This is a genomic window from Archangium violaceum, assembly GCF_016859125.1.
In the GTDB taxonomy this organism is placed as follows: Bacteria; Myxococcota; Myxococcia; order Myxococcales; family Myxococcaceae; genus Archangium; species Archangium violaceum_A.
On record NZ_CP069338.1, the window covers coordinates 7175110 to 7201133 of the forward strand.

Annotated in this window: 19 protein-coding genes; 7 read left to right on the plus strand and 12 right to left on the minus strand. The window is 68.7% G+C overall.

Annotated elements, in window-relative coordinates; genetic code table 11:
- The first annotated feature begins 92 nt into the window (after positions 1-92).
- Positions 93-1274 (plus strand): heparin lyase I family protein, encoded by a 1182-nt coding sequence (locus JQX13_RS30775; RefSeq protein ID WP_203403047.1) that lies wholly within the window; start codon positions 93-95, stop codon positions 1272-1274.
- A 24-nt stretch (positions 1275-1298) separates the two neighbouring features.
- Here JQX13_RS30775 and JQX13_RS30780 read toward each other — a convergent pair whose 3' ends face one another.
- Positions 1299-1799 carry a CBS domain-containing protein gene (locus JQX13_RS30780; RefSeq protein ID WP_203403048.1) on the minus strand — a complete coding sequence of 167 codons (501 nt, stop codon included), beginning with the start codon at positions 1797-1799 and terminating at the stop codon, positions 1299-1301.
- Positions 1800-2020: 221 nt separating this feature from the next.
- Positions 2021-2392, minus strand: a complete 372-nt coding sequence (locus JQX13_RS30785) for a glutaredoxin domain-containing protein (RefSeq protein WP_203403049.1) — start codon at positions 2390-2392, stop codon at positions 2021-2023.
- Between the two features lie 161 nt (positions 2393-2553).
- On the opposite strand from JQX13_RS30785, the gene JQX13_RS30790 reads away from it, so the two are divergent.
- Positions 2554-4161 (plus strand): serine/threonine-protein kinase, encoded by a 1608-nt coding sequence (locus tag JQX13_RS30790; protein ID WP_239013950.1) that lies wholly within the window; start codon positions 2554-2556, stop codon positions 4159-4161.
- Between the two features lie 25 nt (positions 4162-4186).
- Here JQX13_RS30790 and rho read toward each other — a convergent pair whose 3' ends face one another.
- The 6 genes from rho to JQX13_RS30820 form a co-directional block, all read right to left on the minus strand.
- Positions 4187-5641 carry a transcription termination factor Rho gene (rho, locus tag JQX13_RS30795; RefSeq protein WP_430384106.1) on the minus strand — a complete coding sequence of 485 codons (1455 nt, stop codon included), beginning with the start codon at positions 5639-5641 and terminating at the stop codon, positions 4187-4189.
- Between the two features lie 301 nt (positions 5642-5942).
- Entirely contained in the window at positions 5943-8426 is a 2484-nt protein-coding gene (sppA, locus tag JQX13_RS30800) for a signal peptide peptidase SppA (RefSeq protein ID WP_203403051.1), read from the minus strand.
- A gap of 50 nt (positions 8427-8476) precedes the next feature.
- Entirely contained in the window at positions 8477-9697 is a 1221-nt protein-coding gene (locus JQX13_RS30805; protein ID WP_203403052.1) for a PEGA domain-containing protein, read from the minus strand.
- Between the two features lie 30 nt (positions 9698-9727).
- Positions 9728-11170: a PEGA domain-containing protein gene (locus tag JQX13_RS30810; protein WP_239013951.1), complete on the minus strand. Its 1443-nt coding sequence runs from the start codon at positions 11168-11170 to the stop codon at positions 9728-9730.
- Positions 11171-11274: 104 nt separating this feature from the next.
- The gene (locus JQX13_RS30815; protein ID WP_203403053.1) at positions 11275-13212 is read right to left on the minus strand and encodes a DNA gyrase/topoisomerase IV subunit B; all 1938 of its coding nucleotides are present in this window, start codon (positions 13210-13212) and stop codon (positions 11275-11277) included.
- A 12-nt stretch (positions 13213-13224) separates the two neighbouring features.
- The gene (locus JQX13_RS30820) at positions 13225-15615 is read right to left on the minus strand and encodes a DNA gyrase/topoisomerase IV subunit A (protein WP_203403054.1); all 2391 of its coding nucleotides are present in this window, start codon (positions 15613-15615) and stop codon (positions 13225-13227) included.
- Between the two features lie 563 nt (positions 15616-16178).
- On the opposite strand from JQX13_RS30820, the gene JQX13_RS30825 reads away from it, so the two are divergent.
- Both JQX13_RS30825 and JQX13_RS30830 read left to right on the plus strand, forming a co-directional pair.
- Positions 16179-17657: a Tox-REase-5 domain-containing protein gene (locus JQX13_RS30825; protein WP_203403055.1), complete on the plus strand. Its 1479-nt coding sequence runs from the start codon at positions 16179-16181 to the stop codon at positions 17655-17657.
- On the plus strand, positions 17654-18397 hold the full coding sequence (locus JQX13_RS30830) for an immunity 52 family protein (protein ID WP_203403056.1): 744 nt from the start codon (positions 17654-17656) through the stop codon (positions 18395-18397). The genes JQX13_RS30825 and JQX13_RS30830 overlap by 4 nt, the downstream gene beginning before the upstream one ends.
- Before the next feature lie 18 nt (positions 18398-18415).
- Here the strand turns inward: JQX13_RS30830 and JQX13_RS30835 are convergent, their stop codons facing one another.
- Positions 18416-19093 carry a hypothetical protein gene (locus JQX13_RS30835; protein ID WP_203403057.1) on the minus strand — a complete coding sequence of 226 codons (678 nt, stop codon included), beginning with the start codon at positions 19091-19093 and terminating at the stop codon, positions 18416-18418.
- 144 nt (positions 19094-19237) lie between these two features.
- Here JQX13_RS30835 and JQX13_RS30840 point away from each other — a divergent pair, with 144 nt between their 5' ends.
- Positions 19238-19897, plus strand: coding sequence for an MBL fold metallo-hydrolase (locus JQX13_RS30840; protein ID WP_203403058.1), 660 nt, complete (start codon positions 19238-19240; stop codon positions 19895-19897).
- A gap of 3 nt (positions 19898-19900) precedes the next feature.
- On the opposite strand, the gene JQX13_RS30845 is transcribed toward JQX13_RS30840, so the two are convergent.
- Complete coding sequence (locus JQX13_RS30845; RefSeq protein ID WP_203403059.1) at positions 19901-20632, minus strand: M50 family metallopeptidase; 732 nt, start codon at positions 20630-20632, stop codon at positions 19901-19903.
- Between the two features lie 195 nt (positions 20633-20827).
- On the opposite strand from JQX13_RS30845, the gene JQX13_RS30850 reads away from it, so the two are divergent.
- Together JQX13_RS30850 and JQX13_RS30855 are read left to right on the plus strand one after the other, a co-directional pair.
- Complete coding sequence (locus JQX13_RS30850; protein ID WP_203403060.1) at positions 20828-22999, plus strand: S46 family peptidase; 2172 nt, start codon at positions 20828-20830, stop codon at positions 22997-22999.
- A complete protein-coding gene (locus JQX13_RS30855; RefSeq protein WP_203403061.1) occupies positions 22999-23664 on the plus strand; it encodes a hypothetical protein in 666 nt (221 codons plus the stop codon). The genes JQX13_RS30850 and JQX13_RS30855 overlap by 1 nt, the downstream gene beginning before the upstream one ends.
- A 16-nt stretch (positions 23665-23680) precedes the next feature.
- On the opposite strand, the gene JQX13_RS30860 is transcribed toward JQX13_RS30855, so the two are convergent.
- The gene (locus JQX13_RS30860; RefSeq protein ID WP_203403062.1) at positions 23681-24190 is read right to left on the minus strand and encodes an RNA polymerase sigma factor; all 510 of its coding nucleotides are present in this window, start codon (positions 24188-24190) and stop codon (positions 23681-23683) included.
- A gap of 98 nt (positions 24191-24288) precedes the next feature.
- On the minus strand, positions 24289-25926 hold the full coding sequence (locus tag JQX13_RS30865) for a sigma 54-interacting transcriptional regulator (RefSeq protein ID WP_203403063.1): 1638 nt from the start codon (positions 25924-25926) through the stop codon (positions 24289-24291).
- Positions 25927-26024 lie beyond the last annotated feature (98 nt).

Genomic DNA, 26024 nt, shown 5'->3' on the forward strand with positions numbered 1-26024 from the left:
GGCCTGGCCCGGATTGGCGCAACGGGAGAGCCGCGTCTCGAAAAGAACCGTTCCACTTCCTGTCTGTCTTTCATTTCCCGGAGAGCCGTAACTTGAAGAAGACCCTGCTGTTGGCCGAAGCGCTGATCGTCCTCGCTGGTGCTGGCTGTGGAAACCCCGATGACATGGTTTCCAACGAGCCGTCCGAGACATTGGGAGTCGCCTCCGACTCGCTGACAGTGCAGAACTGCGTCCCCCTCTCCGCGCTCTCGGTGTTGGCCTCGGGTGATGATGGTGCGGGCAGCGTGGCGACCAATACGATGGACGACAAGCTCGACACGCGCTGGAGCGGCCCCGGCAAGGGCGCGTGGATCGACTATGATCTGGGCTCGGTCAAATCCATCTCGGGTGCGGCCATCGCGTGGCACCAGGGCAACACGCGCGCCAGCACCTTCACGATGTCCGTCTCCTCGGACGGGATGAGCTATACGCAGGTCTACTCCGGCAGGAGCAGTGGCACGACGACTGCGGCGGAGACGTATGCCTTCACCGCGCGCAGCGCGCGCCGCCTGCGCATCACCGTCAACGGCAACACCGTGAACGACTGGGCGAGCATCACCGAGGCCCGCGTGTGCGGGGCTTCCTCGACGGGCTCCGGCGTGGTGTGGCGCGGCGACTTCGAGACGGGTGACCGCACCCAGTGGAGCAAGACGCAGATGGTCAGCGCGGACCGGCTGCAGGTGATTGCCTCTCCGACGCGGCAGGGAGGCTACGCCCTCAAGGCCACGGTGCGTCAGGGCGACAACCCCATCAGCTCCAGCGGCAACCGCAACGAGCTGGTGCGGATGACGAACGAGAAGGAGGGCGACGAGTTCTTCTACCGCTGGAGCACGATGTTCGCCTCGAACTACCCGAGCGCGAACACCTGGCAGCTCTTCACCCAGTGGCACCACAGCGGTGACAGCGGCTCTCCGCCGGTGGAGTTCTACGTCAACGGCGAGACCATCTACCTGCGCGTCCAGGGCAGCACCGTGGTGTGGAGCACGAAGCTGGTGCGCGGGCAGTGGCAGGACTTCATCTTCCACGTGAAGTGGTCGGCGAAATCGAGCGTCGGCTTCATCGAGCTGTACCACAACGGACAGCTCGTCCTGCCCAAGCGCAACGTCGCCACCCTGTACTCGGGGCAGACCAACTACCTGAAGGTGGGCCTGTACCGGAACAGCTCCATCGCCCAGGAGGGCGTGGTGTACCACGACGGGTGGATCCAGGGCCGGAGCCTGCAGGACGTGCAGTAGCCCCGGCCCGGGCGGGGGTGGCGGCTACGGCAGTCCCGCCACCCACCGCACGATGTCCGACGTGGTCACCAGCCCCACCAGGGCGCCCGTCGCGTTCACCACGGGCACCCGGTGGACCCCCGCGTTGACCATGATCTTCGCGGCCTCGGCGAGCGAGGCGCCCTCGGGCACGGTGAGCACCTGCCGGGTCATCACGTCCTCCACGGTGGTGCCCTCGAGGACATGCTGGCCGGAAGGCAGCGTCACGCGGGCCTCGCCGTCCTCATCGAGCCGGTGGCGCACCAGGTCCGTCTTGGACAGCATCCCCAGCAACTGTCCCTTCTCGTCCACCACGGGCATGCCGCTGATGACGAGCTCCAGCATCAACTCGGCGGCCGTCTGCAGGCTGGTGTCCGGGCGGACGGAAATCACCTCTCGGGCCATCACCTCGTCCACCGTGCTCAGGGCGGGCGCCGGGAGCGCCTCGTTCTCTTCCTCGTAGAAGAAGGAGGTGAGCGAGAGGTCGGTCGTCGGGGTGGCGCGCATGGTCGTGCTCCTTGTCGGGGCCTCTCCGCGCGTCTGGCCACTGTGCCCACGCGTCTGGAGGCCGTCGGGTCGGGAGCTTTCATTGCAAAGGGGGCGCCACGCCCTTCGCGAGGGGCCCGCGAGGCCAGGGAGCGCAGGCTCTGCGTCCGGGTCTGGTTGCCCGCGCAACCCGTGCGGGAGCTCCATGCTCGGGAGCTCGCCCTACCACCGGGCGAGTGTGCTCAGCCGAGCATCTTCTTCAGGGAGCCATCCTCCAGGGCCTTGCGCATGTCATCGAAGCCGCCGATGAGCACGCCGCGCACGAAGACCTGGGGGAAGGTGGGCCAGCCGCTCCACATCTTGATGGCGAGCCGCTGCTTCCACATGCCGAAGTAGCCGCCGTACTCCAGGTAGGTGAACGGGATGCCGGCCTGGGTCAGGGCCTCGCGCGCCTTCTTGACGAAGGGGTTCCGCGCCATGCCCACCACCACCACGGCATCACGCTCGACGGCGGTGCGCACCTGGTCGACGATGTCACGGTGGAAGCTGGCCATGGCCTCGGCCACGGCGGGGGAACGCTTGTCCTGGGAGTGCAGGGGACGGGGAGTTGTCATGGGGCGCACACCCTAACGAGCCCCTCCTCGCGCTCGCAATCCAAATTGCCGTGTCAGGCTTTGCGAGCGTCGCGTCTCTCTTTGCTGAGCGCCCCTCCGTGGATTCCCGGGAGCCCCGGGGATCCCCACTCGCTGTCCGGGTGGTGTAGAACGAGGGGTCGATGGAGCTCTCCCCGCTCAGGCCCCACCTCGCCTCACCTCATTCCTTCGACACGACGTCGCTCGTGTCCGATGAGGCCCGCTCCTTCCTCCAGGAGCGGCTCGAGCTGCTCTACAAGGCGCTGTTCTTCCTGGCCTCCGCCTTCTACGTCCTCACCTCCCTGGGCGCGATCCTCGTGGTTGGTATGCCGTGGGCCGACGCCCTGGTGGAGCCTGCCTTCGCCTTCCATCTGGTCGGCGCCCTGATGTCGCTCGTCCTCTGGCAGGTGTGCCGCGAGACGCCCCGCTCCCTGCGGACCCTGTCCTGGCTGGACTCCGCGGGGCTGTTGGGCGTGCTCGTCCTGCTCAAGCTGGATGCCTACTTCGACGCGGATCCCCTGTCGCTCCTGCTCGTCACCAACGGCGCGCTCATCTCCCACGCGGTCATCATCCCCGGCTCCGTGCGCAGGACGTTCTGGATCTCCCTGCTCGGCGCCCTGCCGGATGGGGCCGTCGTCGCCGTGATGGCGCAGGCCCGGTCGCATAGCGGCTCGCCCATGCCCACGCTCGATGCCGTGCTGTGGAGCGGGGTCGCCGTCGCCATGGCCACCCTGGTCTCCCAGGTCATCTACGGCCTGCGCAAGCAGGTCCAGGCGGCGCGGAAGCTGGGCCAGTATACGTTGATCAAGCTGCTGGGCGCCGGAGCCATGGGCGAGGTGTACCTGGCCAGCCACGCCCTGCTGCGCCGCCGCACCGCCATCAAGCTGCTGAGCGCCAACGTGGATGGTCATGGCCTGGAGCGTTTCGAGCGCGAGGTCCAGCTCACCAGCCAGCTCACCCATCCCAACACCATCGCCATCTACGACTATGGCCGCACCGCCGATGGGCTCTTCTATTACGTGATGGAGTACCTGGAGGGCATGGATCTGGACGGGCTGCTGCTGGCCACCGGGCCCCAGCCTCCCTCACGCGTCATCCACCTCCTGCGGCAGGCGTGCGGGGCGCTGGAGGAGGCGCATGGGTTGGGGTTGCTCCACCGCGACATCAAGCCGGCCAACCTGTTCCTGTGCCGGCGGCGCGGCGTGCCGGATCTGCTGAAGGTGCTCGACTTCGGCCTGGTGAAGGAGGTGGGGGCCTCCGAGGAGACGTCCCCCCAACGGGTACACATGGTCGTCGGCACGCCGCTCTACATGGCCCCGGAGGCCATCACCTCCCCGGGGCGCGTGGATGTTCGCGCGGACCTGTATTCGCTGGGCGCGGTGGGCTACGCGCTGCTCACCGGGTGCCACCTCTTCGAGGGCCGCACCTCGGTGGAGATCTGCTCGCACCACCTGCACACGTCTCCCACGCCACCGGACGTGCGGCTGGGCCGCGAGGTGCCTCGAGATCTCAGTGACGTGCTCATGCGCTGTCTGTCGAAGCATCCCGACTGCCGCTACGCCAGTGCCCGGGAGCTCCGCCTGGCGCTGGAGGCCTGCGCCGACGCGGGGAAGTGGACGGAGGAGGATGCCGAGCGCTGGTGGGAGGCCCACGGCTCCGTGATGGAGCAGGCCCGGCCCCGGAGGGATCCCTCGGCCCTCACCGGGACGCAGACGTTCGTGTCGGCGGAGCTGATCGGCCGGGTGGCGTAGGTCCACCGCCCGGCCGATCCACCCCTCACAGCTCCTCGAGGAACTCGTCGTTGTAGGTGTAGCGGCTGAGCCGCTTGACGAGCGCCTCCATGGCCTCCACGGGCTTCACCGCGAAGAGCATCTGGCGCATCTTCTTCACCTTCTCGTACTCCTTGTGGGTGAAGAGCTTCTCCTCCTTGCGCGTGCCCGACTGGCCGATGTTGATGGCCGGGAAGATGCGCTTCTCCGCGAGGAAGCGGTCCAGCGTCACCTCGGAGTTACCGGTGCCCTTGAACTCCTCGAAGATGACCTCGTCCATGCGGCTGCCGGTGTCGATGAGCGCCGTGCCCACGATGGTGAGGCTGCCGGCCTCCTCGGTGGCTCGCGCCGCGCCGAAGATGCGCTTGGGCCGCTCCAGCGCGCGGCTGTCCACGCCGCCCGACAGCGTGCGTCCCGAGTTGTCCACTTCCTTGTTGTAGGCGCGCGCCAGCCGCGTGATGGAGTCCAGGAGGATCATCACGTCCTTGCCGCTCTCCACCAGACGCCGCGCCCGCTCCAGCGCCAGCTCGGCCACCTTCAGGTGGTCGCCCGTGGGCCGGTCCGAGCTCGAGGCCAGCACCTCGGCCTTGATGCTGCGGCGCATGTCCGTCACTTCCTCGGGGCGCTCGTCGATGAGCAGCACCATGAGGTGGATTTCCGGGTGGTTGGCCACCACCGCCTGGGCAATCCGCTGCAGCATGATCGTCTTGCCCGTCTTCGGCGGCGCCACGATGAGCGCGCGCTGACCCTTGCCGATGGGGGCGATCAGATCCATCACCCGCGTCACCATCTCGCGGTGGCCGTTCTCCAGCTTGATGCGCTCCACCGGGTCCACGGACGTCAGGTCCGCGAAGTGGGGCAGGCGGCTCATCTGCTCCAGCGGGCGGCCATCCACCTGCTCCACGCGCTGGATGATGCCCTTCTGGCCCTTCATCTGCGCGAGGGCGTTCAGATACTGGCCCGGGCGCAGCCGCAGCTTCTGCACCAGGTTCTTCGGAATCTCCGCGTCGTCCGGCGCGGGCAGCAGGTTGCGCTTGAGCTGCCTCAGGAAGGCGTTGGGGCCCTTGGCCTCGGTGTCGAGCACGCCCTCCACCGGTGCCAGCGATGGCTGGGGCGCCGGCTGCGGGGGCCTCGGCTGACCGCCACCCTGCGGCTGTTGCTGCTGCTGGGCCATCCGTTGCTGGTACTGCTGCAACTCCTGCGGCGTGAGGAACACCTGCTGCTGCTGGCCGTCGGGACCGGCCACCATGCGGTAGGCCTGTCCGTCCGGGGTGAACTGCACCTGGGCACCCCTGCGACGACGACGGCGGCGGCGGCGGCGGCCTCCACCCTGGCCGGGCGGGCCACCCGAGGGCTGTCCCGGCGCGGGGGCAGCGCCCTCGCCCTCGTCGGGGCCCTCGTCGCCCTCGCCCTCGTCATCGCCATCATCCACGTCCGGTGGCGCCTCGGCGCGGGCGGCCATGGGGGACGGGACGTCTCGGGGATCTCGGTTATCGGTTTCGCTCATGGTCTACGGGATTCGGCGCGTCCCAGGGAGGGATTCCCCGGCGGGAGGCGCACGAGGTTCTGCGGTCTGTGGGACAGAAGCCCGACGCGGGATCCTCGGGACGGCCCGCGCCTGGCACGAGCCACCCGCCGACCGAACCGCCGGCTCCTGGAGCGTCCCGGCGGCCTCGTGGCCGACCGGAAAGCGCCCAACAACACTAACAGAGGACACGGAGGATGCCCGGAGAATTTCATCTCCGTTTGTCCTCCCCGTGACGTCAGCGGACGCTCAGGGTGAAGGGCTGGACGGCCTTCAGGCCCGGCTCGAGCAACAGGACCGATTCCAGGCCCGAGTCGCGCACGAGCGCCTGCAATCCAGGCGGGAGGACGGGCTCGGGAGAGGGCAGGAGCCTCGCGTCCACACCCGGCTCCCCGCCCAGGGCGGAGAACAGCCCGCGCGCCTCGCCCATCACGGTCAGCTCCAACTCCTCCTGGGCCGGCACTCCCGCCCGCTTGCGCGCCGACGCCACCGCGTCCATCAGTCCGCCCAGGGAGTCCACCAGGCCGTGCTCCTTCGCCGCCACGCCCGCCCACACCCGCCCGCGCGCCACGGCGTCCACCTTCGCCTTGTCCAGCTTCCGCGCGACGGACACCTGGGTGATGAAGTCGTCGTAGGCCGAGTCCACCCAGGCCTGCACCGTCTTCTGCTCCGCCTCCGTCCACGGTTTCCACGGGTTGAGCAGGGCCGCCATGGGGGCGCGGGTGATGATCTCCTCGTTCACCCCCAGCTTGTCGCCCAGCAGGCCGCGCAGCGCGGGCTTGATGTAGAAGACGCCGATGCTTCCCGTCAGGGTGGTGGGCGAGGCCCAGATCTCATCCGCGCCCATGGCGGTGTAGTAGCCGCCCGAGGCCGCCACGTCCCCCATGGAGGCGACGACGGGCTTGTACTTCTTGGCCTCCAGCACGGCGCGGTACATCAACTCCGAGGCCAGTACGTCGCCGCCGCCCGAGTCCACCCGCAGCACGATGGCCACCACGGAGGGATCCCTCTGGGCCCGCTCCAGGGCGAGCGCCACCGTCTCGGCGCCAGCGACGACCTCGCCGCCCAGCGGAGACTTGCGGCTCTTGCCTCCGGCGATGGTGCCCAGCACCGGCACCACGGCGATGCGGCGGCGCCCGCTCCAGCGCCCCTCCCGCTCTCCCCGCGGCGAGTAGTAGGGATCGTAGCTCGCCCCGGGCGCCAGGGCCCGTAGCTTCGCGTCCAGCTCCTCGGGGAGCAGCACCCCGTCCACCAGGCCCAGCTCCTTCGCCCGGTTGGAGGTGAGGATGCCCACGCTCCATGCCTCCCGGAGGCGCTCGGGGGTGATGCGGCGCGACTGCGTCACCGCCTGCACGTCGTGCTCCGTCTGCGCGTCCAGGTAGGCCTCGACCGTCTCGCGCTCCGCGGGGCTCATGTCGCGGCGGGTGAACTGCTCGGGCGCCGTCTTGTACTCGCCCACGCGCGCCACGTCCCAGGTGACGCCCAGCTTCTCCATCGTCCCGCCCAGGTAGATGACGCTGCCGGCCAGGCCGTTGACGAGCAGCGACGAGGAGGGCAGTGCGTACACCTTGTCCGCGGCCGAGCCCACGAAGTAGGCCCGGTCATCCACGTTGTAGAGCACCGTCATCACGCGCTTGCCGGCCGCGCGCATCTTCAGGATCGCCTGGCGCAGCTCGTCCGCCTTGGCCCAGTCCACGCCCGGCAGGTCCGACACCTTCAGCAGCACGCCCTCGAGCCGTGGGTCCTTCGTGGCCTCGTCCATCCACCGCATCAACCGCAGGAACGGGTCCGACTCGGTGACGCCGAGCAGCATCAGCCCCAGACTCCCGCGCTCCACCAGCCGGTCATCCAGGTCCACCAGCGCCACCGCTCCCCCACCGAGCCGCAGCGCCGGGTACCTCTGGGTGGAGAGGCGCACCGCCACCACGTGATCCAACCCGCCACCCTCGGTGCCGCCTCCCGCGTAGGTGACGCCGAAGCGCGAGCTGTCCAGCGTGGCGGCGAGCTGCAGCGCCAGCGAGCGATCCGCGCCGAGGCCGTGCGAGAGGCCCGCGCCCAGTCCGAGGCCGGGGAGCACGGTGGCCCTCAGCGTGTAGGTGAGGCGTCCGTCACCCCAGTCGCCCTCCGGGGCGAGGTAGTCCGCGCCCAGCGTCAGGCGCTCGCCGAAGGGGCGCACGCCCACAGCCAGGTTGTAGCTCCGGGGGAGGGTGAAGGGCCCCTCCTCGGCCGCGTTCACGTCCCGCACCACCGCGCCCACGGAGAGGAAGCGCGAGGGACGCAGGGTGAGGCCCAGGTCGAAGCCGGAGAGCCTGTCCAGGGCCCCGTCGTCCGAGGAGAGGTTGTGGTACCCGACGCCCAGCGACAGCTTCCCCGAGCCGAGCGCCAGTCCGAAGGACGTCTTCCGGTAGTCCGGCAGTCCGCGCCCGCGCATCCACTCCAGGCTGAATCCGGCGCCGAGCCCTCCCAGCAGCGAGGTACCCAGGAAGAGCCCGTCTCCCACCTGGTCGCGCGCGAGGTTGCGCTCGTGCAGGTAGAAGAGCTGCCCGGGCCCGATGAAGCGCAGGCCGGCGGGGTTCACCGAGAGGGCCGTGGCCTCGTCCACCAGCGCGGCGGAGGTGGGCGGCAGCGTCACCCCACGAGGTGGCGTGGCGGGCTGGACGATGAGCCCCGTCTGTGCGAGCGCGAGGCCGGGAAGGAGCAACAGGAGCGGGAGGGCACGCATATGGGCCCTCCGACTCTAGGCAGCGCGCTCCGGCGCACAAGCGCCGCGTCTCACCAATCTTCGGTACCGTTCACTCCCTCCAACGGATCTCCGCCCTTGGACTTCTTCTCCTGGGAGCGCCGCTTGCCGCCGCGGTCCTCGGCGTTCCACTCGTCCATGCCGTGGGAGTTCTCCAGCGGATCCGAGGACTTCACCTTCTTCTCCGCGCCACCGTCGGCATTGTTCATCAGGTGATTGACCAGCCGGTTCATCTCCGACTTGAGCTGACCGAACTCGTCGCCCTGCAGCACCACGCGCTTGGCGCCGAGCCGCTTGCCGGTGCCCATGTCGTACAGGCCGAGCACCAGCTCGGTGGTGTTGTTGTCCGGCATGTCGCGCACCGTGCCCACCAGGCCCCGCTCCAGCCCGAGCGCCTTGCCCAGGGAGGCCACCGCCGGGCTGGTGGGGGTGCTCGCGCGCATCATCTCGGAGGCCACCGTGTCCAGCCGCGCGTCATAGGCCTTGTAGTCGTCCGTGGGCTGCAGCGCGGTGCTCGCCTCCACGTCGTCCGGGCTTATCTCGAGCACCTGCCCGTACACACGGAAACCGGGGCGCTCCAGCCGCAGCAGGTGCTTGCCCACCGGCAGCGTCGACACCGTCACCGGGGTGTAGCCCTTGAACTCGTTGTCGATGTAGACGCGCGCTCCGGCCGGGCGGGACTTCACCGTCACCCCTCCGCGCAGCGCCGCGTTGACGCTCGTGGCCACCTGCACCCGGAGCGAGATGAGCTCGCGGGAGAAGCGCTTGGTGTTCATCTCGTAGGTGGGGTTGAGCGCCATCAGATCCAACAGCGCCAGCTTCGCCTCCTCCACGTCGCCCCGCAGGTGCATCAGCGCGGCGTAGAGGGCGGTGGCGTCGCACAGCGGATTGCAGGAGTCCTTCATCGCCGCGGAGGCCTTCTGCAGCTCCTTGAGGGTGGCGCGCACCTTGCGCTCGGCGTCCTCGTAGTCCTTCTTCTCGAAGGCGGCGAGGCTCTCCTCATAGCCCTGCTTGCCCCGCTTGAGCGCGAGCAGTGCCTCGTCATCCGCCGGCAGGCCGAAGATGTCCTCGGCCTTGCGCACGGTGTAGCCCTGGAACTGGGCCAGGGCCTCGTTCATGTAACTCTCCATCTTGGGTCCGCTCGCCTCGGCCGTGGGATCCATGGGCACGAGGAGCGAGCCAATGCGCCGGGGCCCGGAGGGAGGGGCGGCCAGCGCGAGGGTGGGGAGCAGGATGAGCGCAAGGGCTTTCATGGGAATGGACCTCGAGACCTCGAAAGGACGCTACCAACCGGCGCCAGGATTCCCTATCCGGATGCCCAGGGGCTTGTTGGGCTGGGTGGCCAGCAGGATACCCGCGGTGGTGGCCACCGCCACGCCGCCCACCGCCGCCCAGAACCAGGGCTTCTTCACCACCGCGGGCAGCGCGAAGGGCAGGGACGTGTCGGGCACGAGCTTCCCGGTGAGGAAGTCGTGCACCTGGCCCACGGCCGCCTGTCGCTCGCGCGCGTCCTCGGGGTTCAACACCACCCCGCGCAGGCGGTTCTCGAGCTGCACGTCCCAGGCGTGGAGTGAGGCCTGGACGCGGCCCTGGCCCTTCTTCTCCACCCGCGCGAGCACCACGTAGCGCGCGCCGAGCTTCTCGGCGATCCGGGCCACTCCAGGGGGGACTTTGCTGGAGCCAAGAGACCTGGACGAGGAGGACACCTCGGCGGCCAGGGCCTGGACCGAGGCCAGCTCGGGCGTGGGCTCCAGCCGGGGGCGCAGCTCGCCGCGCTGGGAGGGCGCCACCTCCTGGAAGGTCCCGAAGGGCAGATGGCCGGGGAGGGTGAGCACCACCTGATGCGGGCCGGGCGCGAGCTCCACGTCCTTCAACGGCGTGGTGCCCAGGTGCTCCCCATGCAGCGTCACCCGCGCGCCGGTGGGGACGGAGGCGATGGCGAGCGTGCCCCGGGGCAGGCGGGACAGGGCCTGCTTCGCGGCGTCGAAGGCGTCATGCACGTCCTGCCCGAAGAGCTCGGACTGGGGCCGGACGGTGGGGGCCGCGAGCAACGCGCGGGTGAAGGCCTCCTGGGCTCCGGCGGACTCCCCGTTGAGCAGCCGCGAGGCGCCCAGGAAGATGTAGGCGCGGGCCAGCCGCTCCGGCTTCGTGTCCACCGGGTGGCGCTGGTAGAAGGCCGCGGCCTCGGTGAACTTCTTCGACGCGGCCTCCGGATCCAGGTTGTCGTAGAGGCCCTTGCCCTCATCGAAGAGGGCATCCCCCTGCGCGAGGGAGGCGGGCGGCGGCGGCGGAAAGAGGGTCGCCGGATCCACCCACGGGATGTCCGCCCGGGCGCCGAGCGCGTCACGCAGGTCGGTCTCGAGCCGGGAGGCGGTCTCGAAGTCGCTCGGGTCCACGGGGACGGCGAGCACCGCGACGCGACCCGCCCGGGCGGAGGGCAGGGCCGGAGGAGACTTCTCGGCCGGGGTGGGCGCCACGGGCGCGACCGGAGTGGGCTCCTGCGTCCGGGCCTGCACGGGGGCGTCCGAGGGTGCTTCCGATGCCTCATCCGCGAGGTCGGACGGGGACTCCGGAGCGGGCTCGGGCTTCGCGGGGGGTGCCTTCTTCTTCTTCGACCTGCGGGCCGAAGAGGTGGGCGCGCCACGGCGGGAAGCGGCCTCGGTGACAGCGGGGGCCGTACCCAGCAGGAGCGCGAGCGAGAGGGCGAGGGGGGTCTTCAGGCTCACGGGGCGGGATGCTAGCCGAGCCGGGGGGCCGGGCACCATGCCCCGCGCCAGGGGCACCAGGGGCGCGCTTCCGGGAGGACCCGGAGCCCGCCCCCGGTGGGGTCCTACACGTCGAGGTCCTCGACCTCGGTCGCGCTCTCCATGATGAATTTGAAGCGCGCGCTGACGTCGCGACCCATCAGGTCGTTGATGATCTGATCCGTGAGGAGCGGGTTGTCGATGGTCACCTTGAGGCTCTGGCGGACCTTCGGATCGAGCGTGGTCTCCTTCAGCTCGTCCGGCGTCATCTCTCCCAGACCCTTGAAGCGCATGACGTTGGGCTTGGCGTTTCCCTTGACCTTCTCGCGGATGATGCGGTCGCGGTGGACCTCGTCGAGCGCCCAGTACGTCTCCTTGCCGATGTCCACCCGGAAGAGGGGCGGCTGGGCGAGGTAGATGTGACCCTGCTCGATGAGCGGGCGCAGGTGCCGGTAGAAGAAGGTGAGCAGCAGCGTGGCGATGTGGTTGCCGTCGCTGTCGGCGTCCATCATCAGGAAGATGCGGCCGTAGCGCAGCTTGGTGATGTCGAAGTCCTTGCCGATGCCGCAGCCCAGGGCGCTGACGATGTCCGTGAGCTCCTTGTTGCCCACCACCTTGTCGGTGGAGGCCTGCTCGGCGTTGAGCACCTTGCCGCGCAGCGGGAGGACGGCCTGGGTGCGCCGATCCCGGCCCTGCTTGGCGCTACCACCTGCGGAGTCACCTTCCACGAGGAAGAGCTCGCTCTGGGCCGGATCCGTGGAGGAGCAGTCCGCCAGCTTGCCCGGCAGGTTGAGCCGGTGGCTGACGGCCGTCTTGCGGCTGACGGCCTGGGAGGCGGCGCGGCTGGCCTCGCGCGCGCGGGCGGCCAGGACGATGCGGGCCACCACCGACTCGGCGATGGACTTGTTGTCGTTGAGCCACTTCTCCAGCGCGGGGCGGATGACACCGTCCACCTGGGCCGTGGTCTCCGGGTTGTTGAGACGTCCCTTCGTCTGGCCCTGGAACTGCGGCTCCACCACGTACGTGGAGAGGATGGCCGTGACGCCCTCGCGGATGTCCTCCGCGGTGAGCGTGACGCCCTTGGGCGAGAGGTCGTGCGTCTCGATGTAGTTGCGCACCGCCTTCACCACGGCGCCGCGCAAGCCCGCCTCGTGCGTACCGCCCAGCGGCGTGGGGATGCCGTTGACGTACGAGCGGATGTGCTCGTCCGTGGCCTCCGTCCACACCAGCGCGGCCTCCAGGCGCACCCCGTTGTCACGCGAGTGGTAGAAGATGGCCGTGCTGCCCGACGGCACCACCGGCTTGCCCCGCTCGGCCACCACCTTGGTCAGGTACTCGGCGATGCCGCCATCGTGCTTGAACTCCTCCTTCACGGGCGGGCTGGTCGTCTCGTCCTTCCAGACGACCGTCATGCCCTTGTGGAGGTAGCTCTTCGCCTCGAGCCGCTCGCGCACGAGCTTCGCGTCGAACTTCAGCTTCTCGCCGAAGATCTCCGGGTCGGGCTCGAAGGTCATCGAGGTGCCGGTGCCGCGCGCCGGGCCCTCCACCTTGAGCGTACTGGTGGGCCTGCCCTTGCTGTACGTCTGCACGTGGCGCTTGCCGTCGCGCTTGATCTCCACGACGAGCTTGCGCGCGAGCGCGTTCACCACCGAGCTACCCACGCCGTGCAGACCGCCCGAGTGGATGTAGTTGCCCTGCTCGAACTTACCGCCCGCGTGCAGCGTGGTGAGGATGATCTCCACCGCCGGCTTCTTGTACTTGGGCATGATGTCGATGGGGATGCCTCGCCCATCGTCCACGATCGTCACCGTGCGGCCGTCCTTGTGGAGGGTGACTTCCACGGTGGACGCGTAGCCGTTGATGACCTCGTCCACCGAGTTGTCGAGGATCTCCCACAGCAGGTGGTGATAGCCCGTGCTGTCGGTGCCACCGATGTACATCGCCGGGCGCTTGCGGACCGGCTCCAGGCCCTCGAGGACCTGGATGTCCGCGCCCGTATAGGTCGTCTTCTTGGTCGTCGCCATGACTGTCTCCGGCTATTCCTTCTTCTGCTCCGGCAGCGGGATGTACTGAGGCGCGCGCAGCACCTCCTTCACCGCGTCCTTGCGCGACATCTCGTGGCCCTTGCCGCCGCGGCCCGTCACCTCGTAACGGCCCGGGTTCAGGGTGAGCTTGCGGCCCTTCTGCGTCTCGAAGGCGATGCCCGCCTCCTTGTTGCCGTGGGGCGCGACCTGGAAGTCCACCACCCGGTCTCCGTCCTCCACCTTGATGACGCTGACGCCCTTGCCCGGGCCGGCCAGCTCGTTGATCTCCGCCACCTTGCACACCAGCGCGGAGGTGCGCTCGGTGAGCACGGCCACCAGGTCCTTGTCCTCCACCGGCTGCACGCCGACGATCTCATCGCCCTCGCCCGTCTTGGCGTAGCGGCGGCCGGCGCGGGTGGAGATCTCCAGGTGCGGGGCGAGCGGGAAGCGCATGCCCAGACCCTGCCTGGTGACACCCAGCAGCTTCTCCGGGCGCCACAGGCGGCTGTCGAGCGACAGCGCGCCAACAATCCGCTCGCCGTCGTCGAACTTGAAGAGCTTCTGCACCGGATCGCCGTAGCCCGTGGAGGCGGGCACGTCGTTGAAGCGGGTGACGTAGGCGGTGCCGAAGTTGCTGAAGAGCACGAGGTTCGCCTTGAGGCTGCCGGCGAGCACCGTCATCACCGCGTCGCCCTCGCGCAGGCGGGTGGAGGAGGGATCCTTCACCTCGCGCACGCGCTTGATCCACCCGTCGCGGGTGATGACGACGTGGGCGTCCTCGTCGGCGATGAGGGCCTCGGCGTCGAAGGTCATCTCCTCGGCGCCGCCGCGGCTCACCTTGGTGCGGCGCTTCTGCATGCCGTAGGCGGCCTTCACCTCGGCCAGCTCGTCCTTCACCGTGCCCCACAGACGCGTGTTGCTCTTGAGCAGCGCCTCCAGCTCCTTGATCTGCTTGCGCTTCTCCTTCAGCTCGTTCTGGACCACGAGGATTTCCAGGCGGGCCAGCTTGTAGAGCTTCATCTCCAGGATGGCGTCCACCTGGAGCTCATCCAGCTTGAAGCGCGCGATGAGCTTCTTGGCCGCGTCCTGCTTGCCCTCGGAGGCACGGATGATGCGGATCATCTCGTCCAGGGCGTCGTAGACCTTCTCGAAGCCCTCGAGGATGTGGACGCGCTTCTTGAGCTCGTCGAGCTGGTACTGGATGCGCCGCTTGATGACCTCGAGGCGGAAGTCCAGGAAGTACTGGAGGATCTCCTTGAGGCCCAGGCGCTTGGGCGTCCCCACCTCCCGGTTCTCCGGGTTGGGCACCAGGCAGGTGAGGTTGACGTTGAAGTTCGTCTGGAGGGGCGTGTTCTTGTAGATGTACGCCATCACCAGCTCGGGGCTGGCCTCCTTCTTGAGCTCCATCACGATGCGCACGTCCTTGGTGGACTCGTCGCGCACGTCGACCACGAGCGGCAGCTTCCGCTCACGGACGATTTCCCCAATCTTGGCCACCAGCGTGGACTTGTTGACCGTGTAGGGGATGGAGGTGATGACGATCTGCTGGCCGCCGCGCTTGAGGTCCTCGAGCTCGTACTCGCCGCGCAGACGCACGCTGCCCTGGCCGGTCTCGTAGATCTCCTGCAGCTCCTTCTGGGAGTTGAGGATTTCGCCGCCGGTGGGGAAGTCCGGACCCTTGACCCACTTGAGGAGCTGCTTGACGGTGAGGTTGGCGTCATCCACGAGCGCGGTGAGCGCGTCGCACAGCTCGCCCAGGTGATGGGGCGGGATGTTGGTGGCCATGCCCACGGCGATGCCCGTGGTGCCGTTCATCAACAGGTGGGGAACGCGCGAGGGCAGGACGACGGGTTCCTGGCGGGTGCCGTCGTAGTTGGGACGGAAGTCGACCGTCTTCTGACCCAGCTCGTTGAGGAGCTCGTCGGCGAGCTTCTCCAGGCGGCACTCGGTGTAACGGTAGGCGGCGGCGGCGTCGCCATCGAGCGAGCCGAAGTTGCCGTGGCCGTCCACGAGGGGGTAGCGCAGGGAGAAGTCCTGCGCCATGCGCACGAGGGCGTCGTAGATGGCGGTGTCGCCGTGCGGGTGGTAGGGGCCCATGATGGCGCCGACGACCTGGGCGCACTTCTTGAACTTCGCCTCGTGGGTGAGGTTCAGGTCGTTCCACATGCCGTACAGGATGCGGCGCTGCACGGGCTTGAGGCCATCACGCACGTCAGGCAGGGCGCGCGAGGTGATGACGGACAGAGCGTAGTTGAGGTAGCGCCGGCGGGCCTCGTCGGCGAGCGCGGCGGGCGTGGCACCCCCCCCACCGCCACCAGCGGAGGCCGAGGCGACACCGTCACCGCCACCACCACCCGAGGCTCCCTGCTTCTTGCGCGTCTTGTTTTCCGCTTGTGCGAGCATGCTCATGTGTTCAGGTCAGGGCTGTCCGTATCCCAATGGAACGCGGGGTGCGGCTCACGCACTCCGTGCCCGGGCCAGCAAGTGATGAACCGGCGGGACTACCACGGCCATCCGTCAAAGGGAACAAAATCGAGGGGTTGCAAAGCCTCGGGGGTAGAGTGGCTATACGCATGTTCAGTGATTCGGGCCAGGAAATCCGTCTGGTTGGGGCCTCGGGGGTGGGGGTCTCACGCTTGCCTGCCTGGGTTGGAACCGGGACGACCGGTGGGCGCGGGGGCGTACTGGAAGTAGGGGGAGAAGGGATCTACTCGGGGGGTAGGCGGGCAAGGGCGGAGAAGGGCCTGCTTGCCCACTCAGGTAGGGCATGGGGGGCATGACGGTACGGCATGGACCCGGGGAGAGGGCCATTGGCGCATCCTGCATCGAGGGTCTGACACGACCTGGGTGGTTCGCCTGCCCGGCAGGACCTCGGACTGGCGGGGTAGCGTAGGCACCGGCCTCCGAACCTCCTGCCGAGGAGACATGCCATGTCCCCGTACTCCGCTGACCTGGATTCCCGATGCATGTGGCGGCTTCGCGTGAGGGCCTGGGGGCTCGTGGTGGGCCTCGTGATGCTCGCTGGCTGTGCGACCGGGTTGCCTTCGTCGGGGTCGATGGAGGGAAGTGGAGGCCCGGCGCCGTTGCCACTCCACTCCGTACAGGGCCGACTGGTCGAGACGGACGGTTTCGAGATGCTGCTGCTCCGAGCCGGGCTGGAGGACTCCGAACAGCTCCCCTCGCGAGCGGCGGACTTCACGCCCGAGGACGGGGCGGAGTTGTACGAGGAGTTGCTCGCCAGACCCGTGACCCTGGCCGGCTTCGGTCCGCGTCTGGTGGCCTCGTCTCTGCTGCGTGAGATCATGGAAGGCGAGGAGGAGCTGTCTCGCCCGGTCCTCCTCGCGCGCGTGGCGCGCTTCGCCGGGTTGGCGGTGCTGCGACCCGACGGCTACGTGGCGTGGGCGCTGAGTGGGCGGACCCAGCAGCGCGTGGGTCCGGTGGCGTTGAAGGAGGGGGCGCTGAGGGCGGGACCTTTCGAGGTGGGCGCCTTCTACGATGGTCGCAGTGGGGCCTTCTTCCCAGTGGATGAGCGCCTCGAACGCGTGAGGAGTCGTCCTCCGCTGGCCGAGGTGTACGACGACGGTGATGTCATCAACCGCTCCCTGGATGGAGCGGAGGACGTCTTCCGCGACACGGTGTTGGCACTGGGAGGGTTGGTGCTCCATCCGGGAGATGCGCTCGTCGCTCTCTCTCGGATGCCTCGGGGGGTGGCGGAGCTCGTCCTCCGCTCGCCGGAGTTCCTCGCGCGCTTCCGGTTGATGACACGGGGCGAGCAGATTCGCGCGCTCTCCCGGCTGTCCGTGACCGTGCTGGCGACCTATGGCTCCGCGATGGGGACCACCCGGACGGTGGCCTCGGTGGGCGGTGGCTTGGAGTCACTTTCCTTGCCTGCGTTGTCGCTGTCGGCGGATGGCGCGCTGGTTCTCGAGCGGGTCGTTCTCCCTGTGGGGCGCGCTGTCCGCGTGCTCGGCGGTGGACCGGGTGCCGCGGTGATCCTCCACATGGCCAACCAGTCGGTCCAGCAGGGCTCTGGCAAGGCAGGTTCGTCCGTACAGGCGAACAAGGGCCCGGGACAGTGGACACCGGTCAAGGAGTCCATGAGCCGGCGCGCGGCGCGCTACCAGCAGCAGATTTCCGGCCGGTCCGTGGATGAGTCATACATCGTTCGGAACGTACGGTTCGATGGATTCAAAGACGGTGTGCTGCTGGAATCCAAGGGACCCGGTTACGCCAATAAGTTCACCGACAAGCTGGAGCCCAAGCCGTGGTTTACGAGGGGAGCTCGTAACATGGTGGAGCAGGCTCAACGACAATTCCAAGCCGCAAAGGGCACGCCCATCCAGTGGCACGTAGCGGAGGCGAAGGTGGCTGATGCCATCCGAGTACTCTTCAGGAATAATCGTGTGCGGGGGATCGTGGTGGTTCATACCCCATCACTTCCATGAAGGAGGATGGTTTGATCGAGACCTACTACGCAGGGGCCTACTGGGGAGCTCGAAAGGAGTCTCCCGAGGAATGTGGGCGTCGCGCGGAGGTCTTGTTCACTGCATTGCGCTCGGTCGCCCCTGACTTCGCTCATTGGCTCAAGCAAGGGCGGTCTCTCAAGGAGGCACTCAAGCACCCCATCGAGATGAACCAGGCCTCTCTGACGAAGATGTTTCGTCGTGGGAAGGACCGTGTGTTCGACGAGCTTGGCTTTCGTATCAGTGGTTGGAATGGCGCCAGTGACTACGAAGCCAGCTCCTTCCTCATCTGTGCGGGGATGTATTCGGAGCTTGTCTCCAATTCATGCGTGTTCACCATTCCCAGTTCGGGTCCAGACAACAAGGAGGGCCCGAACGCGCAGCGGGTGCTGACTGCGGCCGTGCTCTCCGGGATGGTGCGTGCCATGGCGATGGCCTGGGAGCCGGAATGGGCAATCGCCACATCCACCGCGCACAGGGATCTCATCCCAATGCCCCAGCCCACGAGGCTGTGGGGCTGGGTGACCTACTACTCGGACCAGTTGGGGAGGGTGCCTCCGCTGCCTGCTCCCGTGCGCATGGAGCGGGTCGAGGACAAAGGCACGCTCGTCGTCCTCACTCCCGAGCGGTTCACCGCGAGCAACCCCGAGCACGTCGCATTGGCGAAGCGCGTGGGCGAGCTGCTGGACCGCGCGGGGATTCTGGGTCCCCCGCTTCGCTGAAGGGCCGTGCCCCCGCGCCTACTTGTTCTCGACGCCGACGCGCTGGCCGCCCTGCTTCGCGGTTCCCCAGGAGCCGCGGCGGAAGATCTTCACCTTGCCGCTGCTCGCACTGCCGCTGAGCATGCCGGGGAGGGTGGCCTGGATCGCCTTGCTGCCGGGCGGGTGGTAGACGATGCGCACCTTGCGGCCCGAGGGCAGGTCGCTGCTCGCGTCGATGAGCAGGTAGACGGTGTTGCCCTCGATGTGGATGCGCTCGGGATCTCGCCGGTTGTCGAGCTCGGTGAGCAACTCGCCATCATCCACGGTGCGGGCCTCGGTCGTGAGCCGCCGGACCTTCACTCGCAGGAAGCTGTCCGACTTCGTGCCGGAGAGATCCCTCGTCCCCTGGACGATGATGGCCAGGTCCGCGCCGTTCTCGGGGGCCTTGCCGGAGAGCTTCAGGCCCGATTGGGTGCTCGCATCCGTGTCGAGCAACAGGGTGGTGTTGGCGCAGCGGATGCCGCACTCCTGTCCGAAGGGGAGCTTGTCGAAGCGCAGCCGCAGCGCGAAGTCGCTGCCCTGGGGACCCACCGTCCCTTCCACGACCACGGGGCGCTCCTCGTCCGCGGGGGGGGTGTAGCGGAAGGTGGCCCGGTCCTTGGCCACGGCACTCGTGGCGAGCAGGGTCAGGGCCAGGGGGAGCAGGGGGGTCCTCAAGGTGGGGGCTCCTTGGGTAGGGGGAAAAAGGGTCCACATTCAAATGCGAAGCGGTGTTCCACCTCAAGAGCGGTTCCGTGCCCGAGTGCAACGCGTAGAGTGGGGCCGGACGCAGTGGGGCGGAGGCCCGCCCGGAGGATGCCAATGGAATCGCTGTACGTGCGCCAGTTGAAGCTCGGGCCCATGGACAACTTCGTGTACCTGGTGGGCCCGAAGGACTCGGACGAGGTGCTGGTGGTGGACGCGGCGTGGGACGTGCCCGCCATCGAGCAGGCCCTCGCGCAGGATGGCAAGCGCCTGGTGGGTGCCTTCGTCTCGCACTGCCACGGCGATCACACCAACGGGCTGCCGGAGCTGCTCTCGCGCCATGACGTGCCGGTGTACGCCCAGCGTGCCGAGGTGGACTTCTCCGCGGACCTGCGCAACCTCGCCGGAGGCGCGCTGCGTCCGCTGGGACCGGGTGACTCGCTCACGGTGGGCCGCCGGGGCTTCCAGGCGCTGCACACCCCGGGACATACGCCGGGCTCTCACTGCCTGCTGGCGCAGGATGCGCTGGTGTCGGGCGACACCGTCTTCATCAACGGCTGTGGGCGGTGCGACCTGCGAGGGGGAGACCCGGAGGCGATGTACCGCTCGCTGTCACAGGTGCTGCTGAAGGTTCCGGACAGCACCCGGCTCTTCCCCGGGCACGACTACGCGGACGTGCCGGTGGCGGCCATGGCGGACGTGCGCCAGCACAATCCGTACTTCGCCTTCCCGGACGTGGCCTCCTTCGTGGCCTACCGGATGCGCCCGAGGCGCTGAGCCCTACCGGCGGCCGGAGGTCAGCGAGTAGCCCAGGCCCTCGGGGCGCGCGGCGCGCAGGGACCAACGGGCGAAGAGCCCGAGCAGCGCGAGCGAGACGAACGACCAGAGCCCGGCCCAGGCCCACGAGGGCACGGGGGTGAGGTTGGCGAGCAGGGAGGCGTCGCTGACGGAGCTCGCGGCGCCGTGCCCCAGGTCCGAGCGCAGATCGAAGGCCACGTAGAGGGCGGTGAAGGCGGCCAGGAGGAGGTTGAGCATGTCCACGCCGCCATCCGGGAGGTACTTCGCCGCGAGCCCCAGCGCGAGCGCGGTACCCAGGCAGAAGCCCAGGGTGATGCTGTCACCGGCGTACAGCACGCCCATTACCGCGAGGCCCACGCACGCCACGAGGAGCACGAGGCGGCGCAATCGGAAGCGGAAGGTGGCGAGCAGCAGGAAGGCACCCGCGAGCGCGCTGCCCACGTACCCCGCGGAGAAGACGGCGACCTGCGCCATCATGCTGGCGGGCAGCCGGGACAGACAGGCTCCGGAGTCATTGGCGGAGAGGGTGATGCGGTCCACGGCGCCACCGGCGAGCAGGGTGGCGAGCGCGTGACCACTCTCGTGCACCATCACCACCAGCAATTTCAAGGGCCACAGGACGGGCGAGTCCCAGAAGTACCAGCCCGCGCCCAGGAACAGGAGGAGAAGGGCCACCCGGCCGAAGTCCAGCTTTGCGCCGCTCGAGGTCTGCATGCGGGGCCGAAACACGTCCGGGCATGGGTTGTTCCGCGCGCTTCCCTCCGCGCCAGGGAGGGCCGGGGAGGGAGCGGGCGGACCACGTGTACGCCCCCTCTCCCTCTGGGAGGGGGCTGGAGTGCGGGTCATGCCCTTCCGCTTTCGTCAGAGACCATCGCCAGCGGGCGGAAGAAGCGATAGGGAAGGGGCAACATGAAGAAGACGCTCCTGTTCCTGTCGCTCATGGCTGCCCCGGCGCTGGCTGGGGAGGGGAAGTGGACCCCCCAGCAGGTCCTCGAACTCGATCCGGCGTGGCTGAAGGCCCAGGGTCTCCAGGTGTCTCCCAGGAAGCTGTGGGATCCCAAGCGGGGCACGGGCCTGTTGGCGGGCGCGGTGAACGTGGGTGGTTGCTCGGGGGCCTTCATCTCCGAGTCGGGCCTGGTCATCACCAACCACCACTGTGCCTTCTCCATCATCCAGGAGCACAGCTCGCCGCAGCGCGATCTCATCACCCAGGGCTTCCTCGCCAAGGGCCGTGAGGAGGAGCTGCCGGGCAAGGGCGCGCGCGTCCAGGTTCCGCGCAGCTTCACGGACGTGACGAAGGAGATGTTCGCGGCGGTGCCGGCGGGCGCGGATGATCTCGCGCGGCAGAAGGCGATGGAGCGCAAGGAGAAGGAGCTGGTCGCCGAGTGCGAGCAGCGCCCGGCCACGCGTTGCAAGGTGGCGAGCTTCGACGGCGGGCTGCAGTTCGTGCTGATCGACTCGGTGGAGCTGGCGGACGTGCGGCTGGTGTACGCGCCGCCGCGCGCGGTGGGTGAGTACGGCGGCGAGGAGGACAACTGGATGTGGCCGCGCCACACCGGTGACTTCGCCATCCTCCGGGCCTACACGGCTCCGGACGGCTCGGCGGCGCAGTTCAGCGCGCGGAACGTGCCCTACAAGGCCGAGTTCTTCTTCCCGCTGGCCACCCAGGGCGTGAAGCCGGACGACTTCGTGATGGTGCTGGGCTACCCCGGCATCACCTTCCGCGCGCTGCTCGCGGACGACATGGCCGAGCGCCAGACGCGCTACTACCCGCGCGTCGTCGACGTCTACGGCGAGCTCATCCGCATCCTCGAGGAGGAGGGGGAGAAGGATCCGGCGGGGAAGATCGCCGTGGCCTCGAGCCTCAAGGGCCTGCACAACCGCTACAAGAACGCGGGCGGGCAGCTCGCGGGGCTCAAGCGCGGACACATCGTGGAGAAGCAGCGCGAGGCCGAGGCGGCGGTGGTGGCCTGGGCGGAGAAGCGCAAGGAGTACGCGGGCGCGCTGAAGGCCCGCGCGGAGCTGCTCTCCCTGCAGGCGGAGAAGGGGAAGGGCTTCGAGCGCGAGTTCCTGCTCGACGTGCTGAAGGGGGGGTCGAAGGGGCCGGCCCTGGCGGTGACGCTGGCGCGGCTGGCGCGGGAGCGGGCGAAGCCGGACCTCGAGCGCGAGCCCGAGTACATGGACCGTGAGCTGCCCCGGTTGAAGGACCGGCTCGAGCGCGAGCAGAAGAACTTCTTCGCTCCGGCGGACAAGCGGGCCCTCCTCGCGCTGGTGCGGCGGGCGCAGGCGCTCGGCGCGGGCGAGCGCATCGCGGCGATCGACAAGCACTTCGGCCGCACGTACGCGGAGAAGGAGGTGTCCGCGAAGATCGACGCCCTGTACGCCGGCTCGAAGGTGCTGGATCTGGCGGAGCGGCAGAAGATGTCCGGCGAGACGGAGGCGCAGCTCCGGGCGCGGAAGGATCCGCTGCTGGAGCTGGGCTTCGATCTGGCGACCGAGATGGTGGCGCTGGACGAGCTGAGGGACCGCCGCCTGGGCGCGAACGTGCGGCTGATGCCCGAGTGGCGCAAGGCGGTGCTGGCGCACGCGGGCAAGCCGGTGGCGCCGGACGCCAACGGCACGCTGCGGGTGACGTTCGCGAAGGTGAAGGGCTACTCGCCTCGGGACGGGGCCTTCTACACGCCGCAGACGACGCTGGCGGGCGTGATGGAGAAGCACACGGGCCAGGAGCCCTTCAACGTCCCGGAGAAGGTGGCCGCCGCGGCCAACGCGAAGCGGTACGGGCCCTGGATGGACAAGCGGCTGAAGGACGTGCCGGTGAACTTCCTGGCGGACGCGGACACCACGGGTGGCAACTCGGGCAGCCCCACGGTGAACGGCAAGGGGCAGCTGGTGGGCGTCAATTTCGACCGCGTGTGGGAGAACGTGGCCAATGACTTCGGCTACAACCCGGATGTGGCGCGCAACGTGAACGTGGATGTGCGCTACGTGCTGTGGTTGTTGGATCAGGTCGAGGACGCCGACGGGCTGCTGCGTGAGCTGGGCGTCCGCAAGGGGCCCAAGGCCCAGGAGCGCCGCTGATGTCGGAGAGTGCCGGGAGCGGGCAACCTCCCCTGCCGGTCTTCGGACCGGAGGAGAAGGTGTGCGGCAACTGCAAGCTGTGGGCGGCTCACTCGGTGGATCACCGCGGCTGGGTGGGCGTGTGCCGGTTGCAGCCGGAGCGGGGGCTGTTTCCGCCCTCGGCACCTCTCTGCAACAAGTTCCTGCGGCGCGGGGTGGCCGCGAAGGTGGCCGAGGAGACGGCGCGGCGCGAGCGGTCGGTGCGCGGCGTGGGGCCGGTGGTGCGGCGGCGGGAGCGGGATCCGAACGAAGTGGTGGACCTGGAAGGGCTGGAGCTGAACATGACGCGCGCGGAGTTGATGGAGCTGATCCGGGAGGCGGTGGGCGAGGGCGGTGAGGCCCCGCTGGCCAACAAGTGGGAGGGCGGCACCCTCAAGCTGGTGCCCGGCAAACCGGACGTGCAGGGGAAGGACATCCCCATCGACACCTTCTTCCACAAGATCGTCATGGTCCGGGACAAGCTTCGGGTGATGGAGCAGAAGCTCAACGCTCACCCGAAGCTGTCGGACGCCGAGAAGGTGGAGATGCAGAGCTACATCACCCGCATCTACGGCTCACTGACGAGCTTCAACCTCCTGTTCCGCGACAAGGAGGACTTCTTCGTGGGCTCCAAGTCGGAGGACTGAGGCCGGAGGACCGGGCTCAGGACTCCAGGTCGTGCTCCTCCAGCTCGGCCAGGGCCCGCTGGCGGCCCCGGTGCAGGGCGCTCTTCACGGTGCCCTCGGGGATGCGCAGCATGGCGGCGATTTCCGGGTAGCTGTAGCCGCGCATCTCCCGCAGCCACAGCACCTGGCGCTGCTGCTCACTCACCTTCTCCAGGGCCTCCTCGAAGTGGCGCTGCATCTCGGTGCCCACCGCCTGGGCCTCGGGAGAAGCCGGGGCCTCGGGCTCGTGCTGCAACCGCTCGCGGCGCTTGCGGGCGCGCAGCCAGTTGATGCTGCTGTTCACCATCACACGATGCAACCACGTGGAACATGCGGAGCGGCCGTCGAATCCGCTGGGGCGTTGAGCCAGGCGGGTGAAGACGTCCTGCACCACGTCCTCCGCGTCATCCGCGTCGCCCACGATGCGGCGTGCGATGGCCAGCGCCCGTGTGCGGTACTGGCGGTACAGCTCGGCGAATGGGGGAAGGGCAAGAGCCGTGGCATCCATGGTTGAGCCTCCTCGACACCCTCATCGGGTGTCTGGAAGCTGGAACGAATGGACCACCAAAAGGATCTAATCAGGACGCGCTTCACTCCGCGTCACACCTACTCCGACTCCTCTTCCTGTTTGGTGAGACCCCACTCCTTGAGCCGTTTGAAGAGGGTGGAGCGGGCCACGCCCAGCTCCCGGGCCACGCGCTCGCGGTTGTTGTTGTAGCGGCGCAGGGCGGCCTCGACGATCTGCCGCTCGAGCTTGAGGAGCATCTGCTCCAGCGTCATGCCCGGAGGCAGCTCCGGCACGGACACGCCCGTCTCGCGGTTCACCTCCTGATCGAAGGTGATGTCGGCGGCGTCGATGTTGGGGCCCTTGCGCAGCAGCAGGGCGCGGTGCACCACGTTGCGCAGCTCGCGGATGTTGCCCGGCCAGGTGTGCTGCTGGAGCCGCTCCACGGCGGAGGGCGTGAGCCGCACCGTCTGGCCCCGGGGCGAATAGGTGCGCAGGAAGTGCTCGGCCAGGGAGAGGATGTCGCCCCGCCGGTTGCGCAGGGGCGGCAGGTGGAGGGGTACCACGCAGAGGCGGTAGTACAGGTCCTCGCGGAAGCGGCCCTCGCGCGAGGCGGCGAGCAGGTCGCGGTTGGTGGCGGCGAGGACGCGCACGTCCACATGGCCGGGACGGCTGGCACCCACGCGCTTGATTTCCCCGCTTTCCAGCGCGCGCAGCAGCTTGGCCTGCAGGTCCAGGGGCAGCTCGCCAATCTCGTCCAGGAAGAGGGTGCCACCGTCGGCCTCCTCGAAGGCTCCCTTGCGCGCGTTGGTGGCGCCCGTGAACGAGCCCTTCTCATGGCCGAACAGCTCGCTCTCGATGAGCTCCTTGGAGATGGCGGCGCAGTTGACGGGGATGAAGGGCTTGTCGGAGCGCTGGGAGCACTCGTGGAGGGCGCGGGCCACCAGCTCCTTGCCGGTGCCGGACTCGCCGAGGATGGTCACCGCGGCGGAGGACGGGGCCACGCGCTCGATGAGCTCGGTGAGCTGCCGCACGGACGGGTCGTTGCCGATGATGCCGTGGAAGGACAGCTCCTTCCGGGTCGGGGTGATGGGCTCGAGGATGAGGTCCGTCTCGCCCAGGCGCAGTGTCGTGGGCAGGCCCACCAGCACCTCGTAGATGCGCACGGAGCCCATCCAGGTGCCGTTGGTGGAATTGGTATCCACCACGTGGAAGTGGCCGTCGCGCCGCGTCACCTTGAGGTGGCGGCCGGAGATGAAGGGATCCTGGATGACGAGATCGCAGGACGGGTCCTTGCCCACGGTGAAGCTGTCGCCGTCACCGCTGAGCTTGCGGACGCTCTCGTTGGCACCCTGCTTGATGCGCACCTGCGCGGGCTGCCAGCGCGAGGCGGAGTCACGGGCCTGGACCTCCGTGCGGGAGCCGACCTCGGTGGGCCCCTCGGACTGGCCGCTGCCATGGAGCCGGAACACGGCGCGCCACTGACCGAGCGCGATGTCCGAACCATCCGCGAGCACACCCCTGCTCAGGGTGGCGCCGGCGACCTGGGTACCCTTACCCGACAGGTCCTCCAGGGTGCACTGCTCGCCATCGAAGACGAGGGCCACCTGCTGCCGGCTCACCTCGGGGTCGGGGACGACGACGTCGCTCTTCTCGCCGCGACCGAGCACCATGCGCTCGCGTCCCAGACCCACCCGCAACACCTCCTCGCCCCGACGAAAGAAAACCAACTCCGGCATCGAGCACTCCCTGTGAAGTCGCGGGACACTCCTAACCCGTGGAGTATCCGACACGCAACTCCCGGAACTGATTTTCAGGGTAGAGTCCCTCTGCCCGA

Coding starts and splice junctions, on each gene's coding strand:
- JQX13_RS30785 (WP_203403049.1), bottom strand. CDS start 2,392: ATGACAACTCCCCGTCCCCTGCACTCCCAGGACAAGCGTTCCCCCGCC.
- JQX13_RS30845 (WP_203403059.1), bottom strand. CDS start 20,632: ATGCAGACCTCGAGCGGCGCAAAGCTGGACTTCGGCCGGGTGGCCCTT.
- JQX13_RS30820 (WP_203403054.1), bottom strand. CDS start 15,615: ATGCTCGCACAAGCGGAAAACAAGACGCGCAAGAAGCAGGGAGCCTCG.
- JQX13_RS30860 (WP_203403062.1), bottom strand. CDS start 24,190: ATGGATGCCACGGCTCTTGCCCTTCCCCCATTCGCCGAGCTGTACCGC.
- JQX13_RS30815 (WP_203403053.1), bottom strand. CDS start 13,212: ATGGCGACGACCAAGAAGACGACCTATACGGGCGCGGACATCCAGGTC.
- JQX13_RS30825 (WP_203403055.1), top strand. CDS start 16,179: ATGTGGCGGCTTCGCGTGAGGGCCTGGGGGCTCGTGGTGGGCCTCGTG.
- JQX13_RS30780 (WP_203403048.1), bottom strand. CDS start 1,799: ATGCGCGCCACCCCGACGACCGACCTCTCGCTCACCTCCTTCTTCTAC.
- rho (WP_430384106.1), bottom strand. CDS start 5,641: ATGGCCGCCCGCGCCGAGGCGCCACCGGACGTGGATGATGGCGATGAC.
- JQX13_RS30805 (WP_203403052.1), bottom strand. CDS start 9,697: ATGAAAGCCCTTGCGCTCATCCTGCTCCCCACCCTCGCGCTGGCCGCC.
- JQX13_RS30790 (WP_239013950.1), top strand. CDS start 2,554: ATGGAGCTCTCCCCGCTCAGGCCCCACCTCGCCTCACCTCATTCCTTC.
- JQX13_RS30830 (WP_203403056.1), top strand. CDS start 17,654: ATGAAGGAGGATGGTTTGATCGAGACCTACTACGCAGGGGCCTACTGG.
- JQX13_RS30855 (WP_203403061.1), top strand. CDS start 22,999: ATGTCGGAGAGTGCCGGGAGCGGGCAACCTCCCCTGCCGGTCTTCGGA.
- JQX13_RS30850 (WP_203403060.1), top strand. CDS start 20,828: ATGAAGAAGACGCTCCTGTTCCTGTCGCTCATGGCTGCCCCGGCGCTG.
- JQX13_RS30840 (WP_203403058.1), top strand. CDS start 19,238: ATGGAATCGCTGTACGTGCGCCAGTTGAAGCTCGGGCCCATGGACAAC.
- JQX13_RS30865 (WP_203403063.1), bottom strand. CDS start 25,926: ATGCCGGAGTTGGTTTTCTTTCGTCGGGGCGAGGAGGTGTTGCGGGTG.
- sppA (WP_203403051.1), bottom strand. CDS start 8,426: ATGCGTGCCCTCCCGCTCCTGTTGCTCCTTCCCGGCCTCGCGCTCGCA.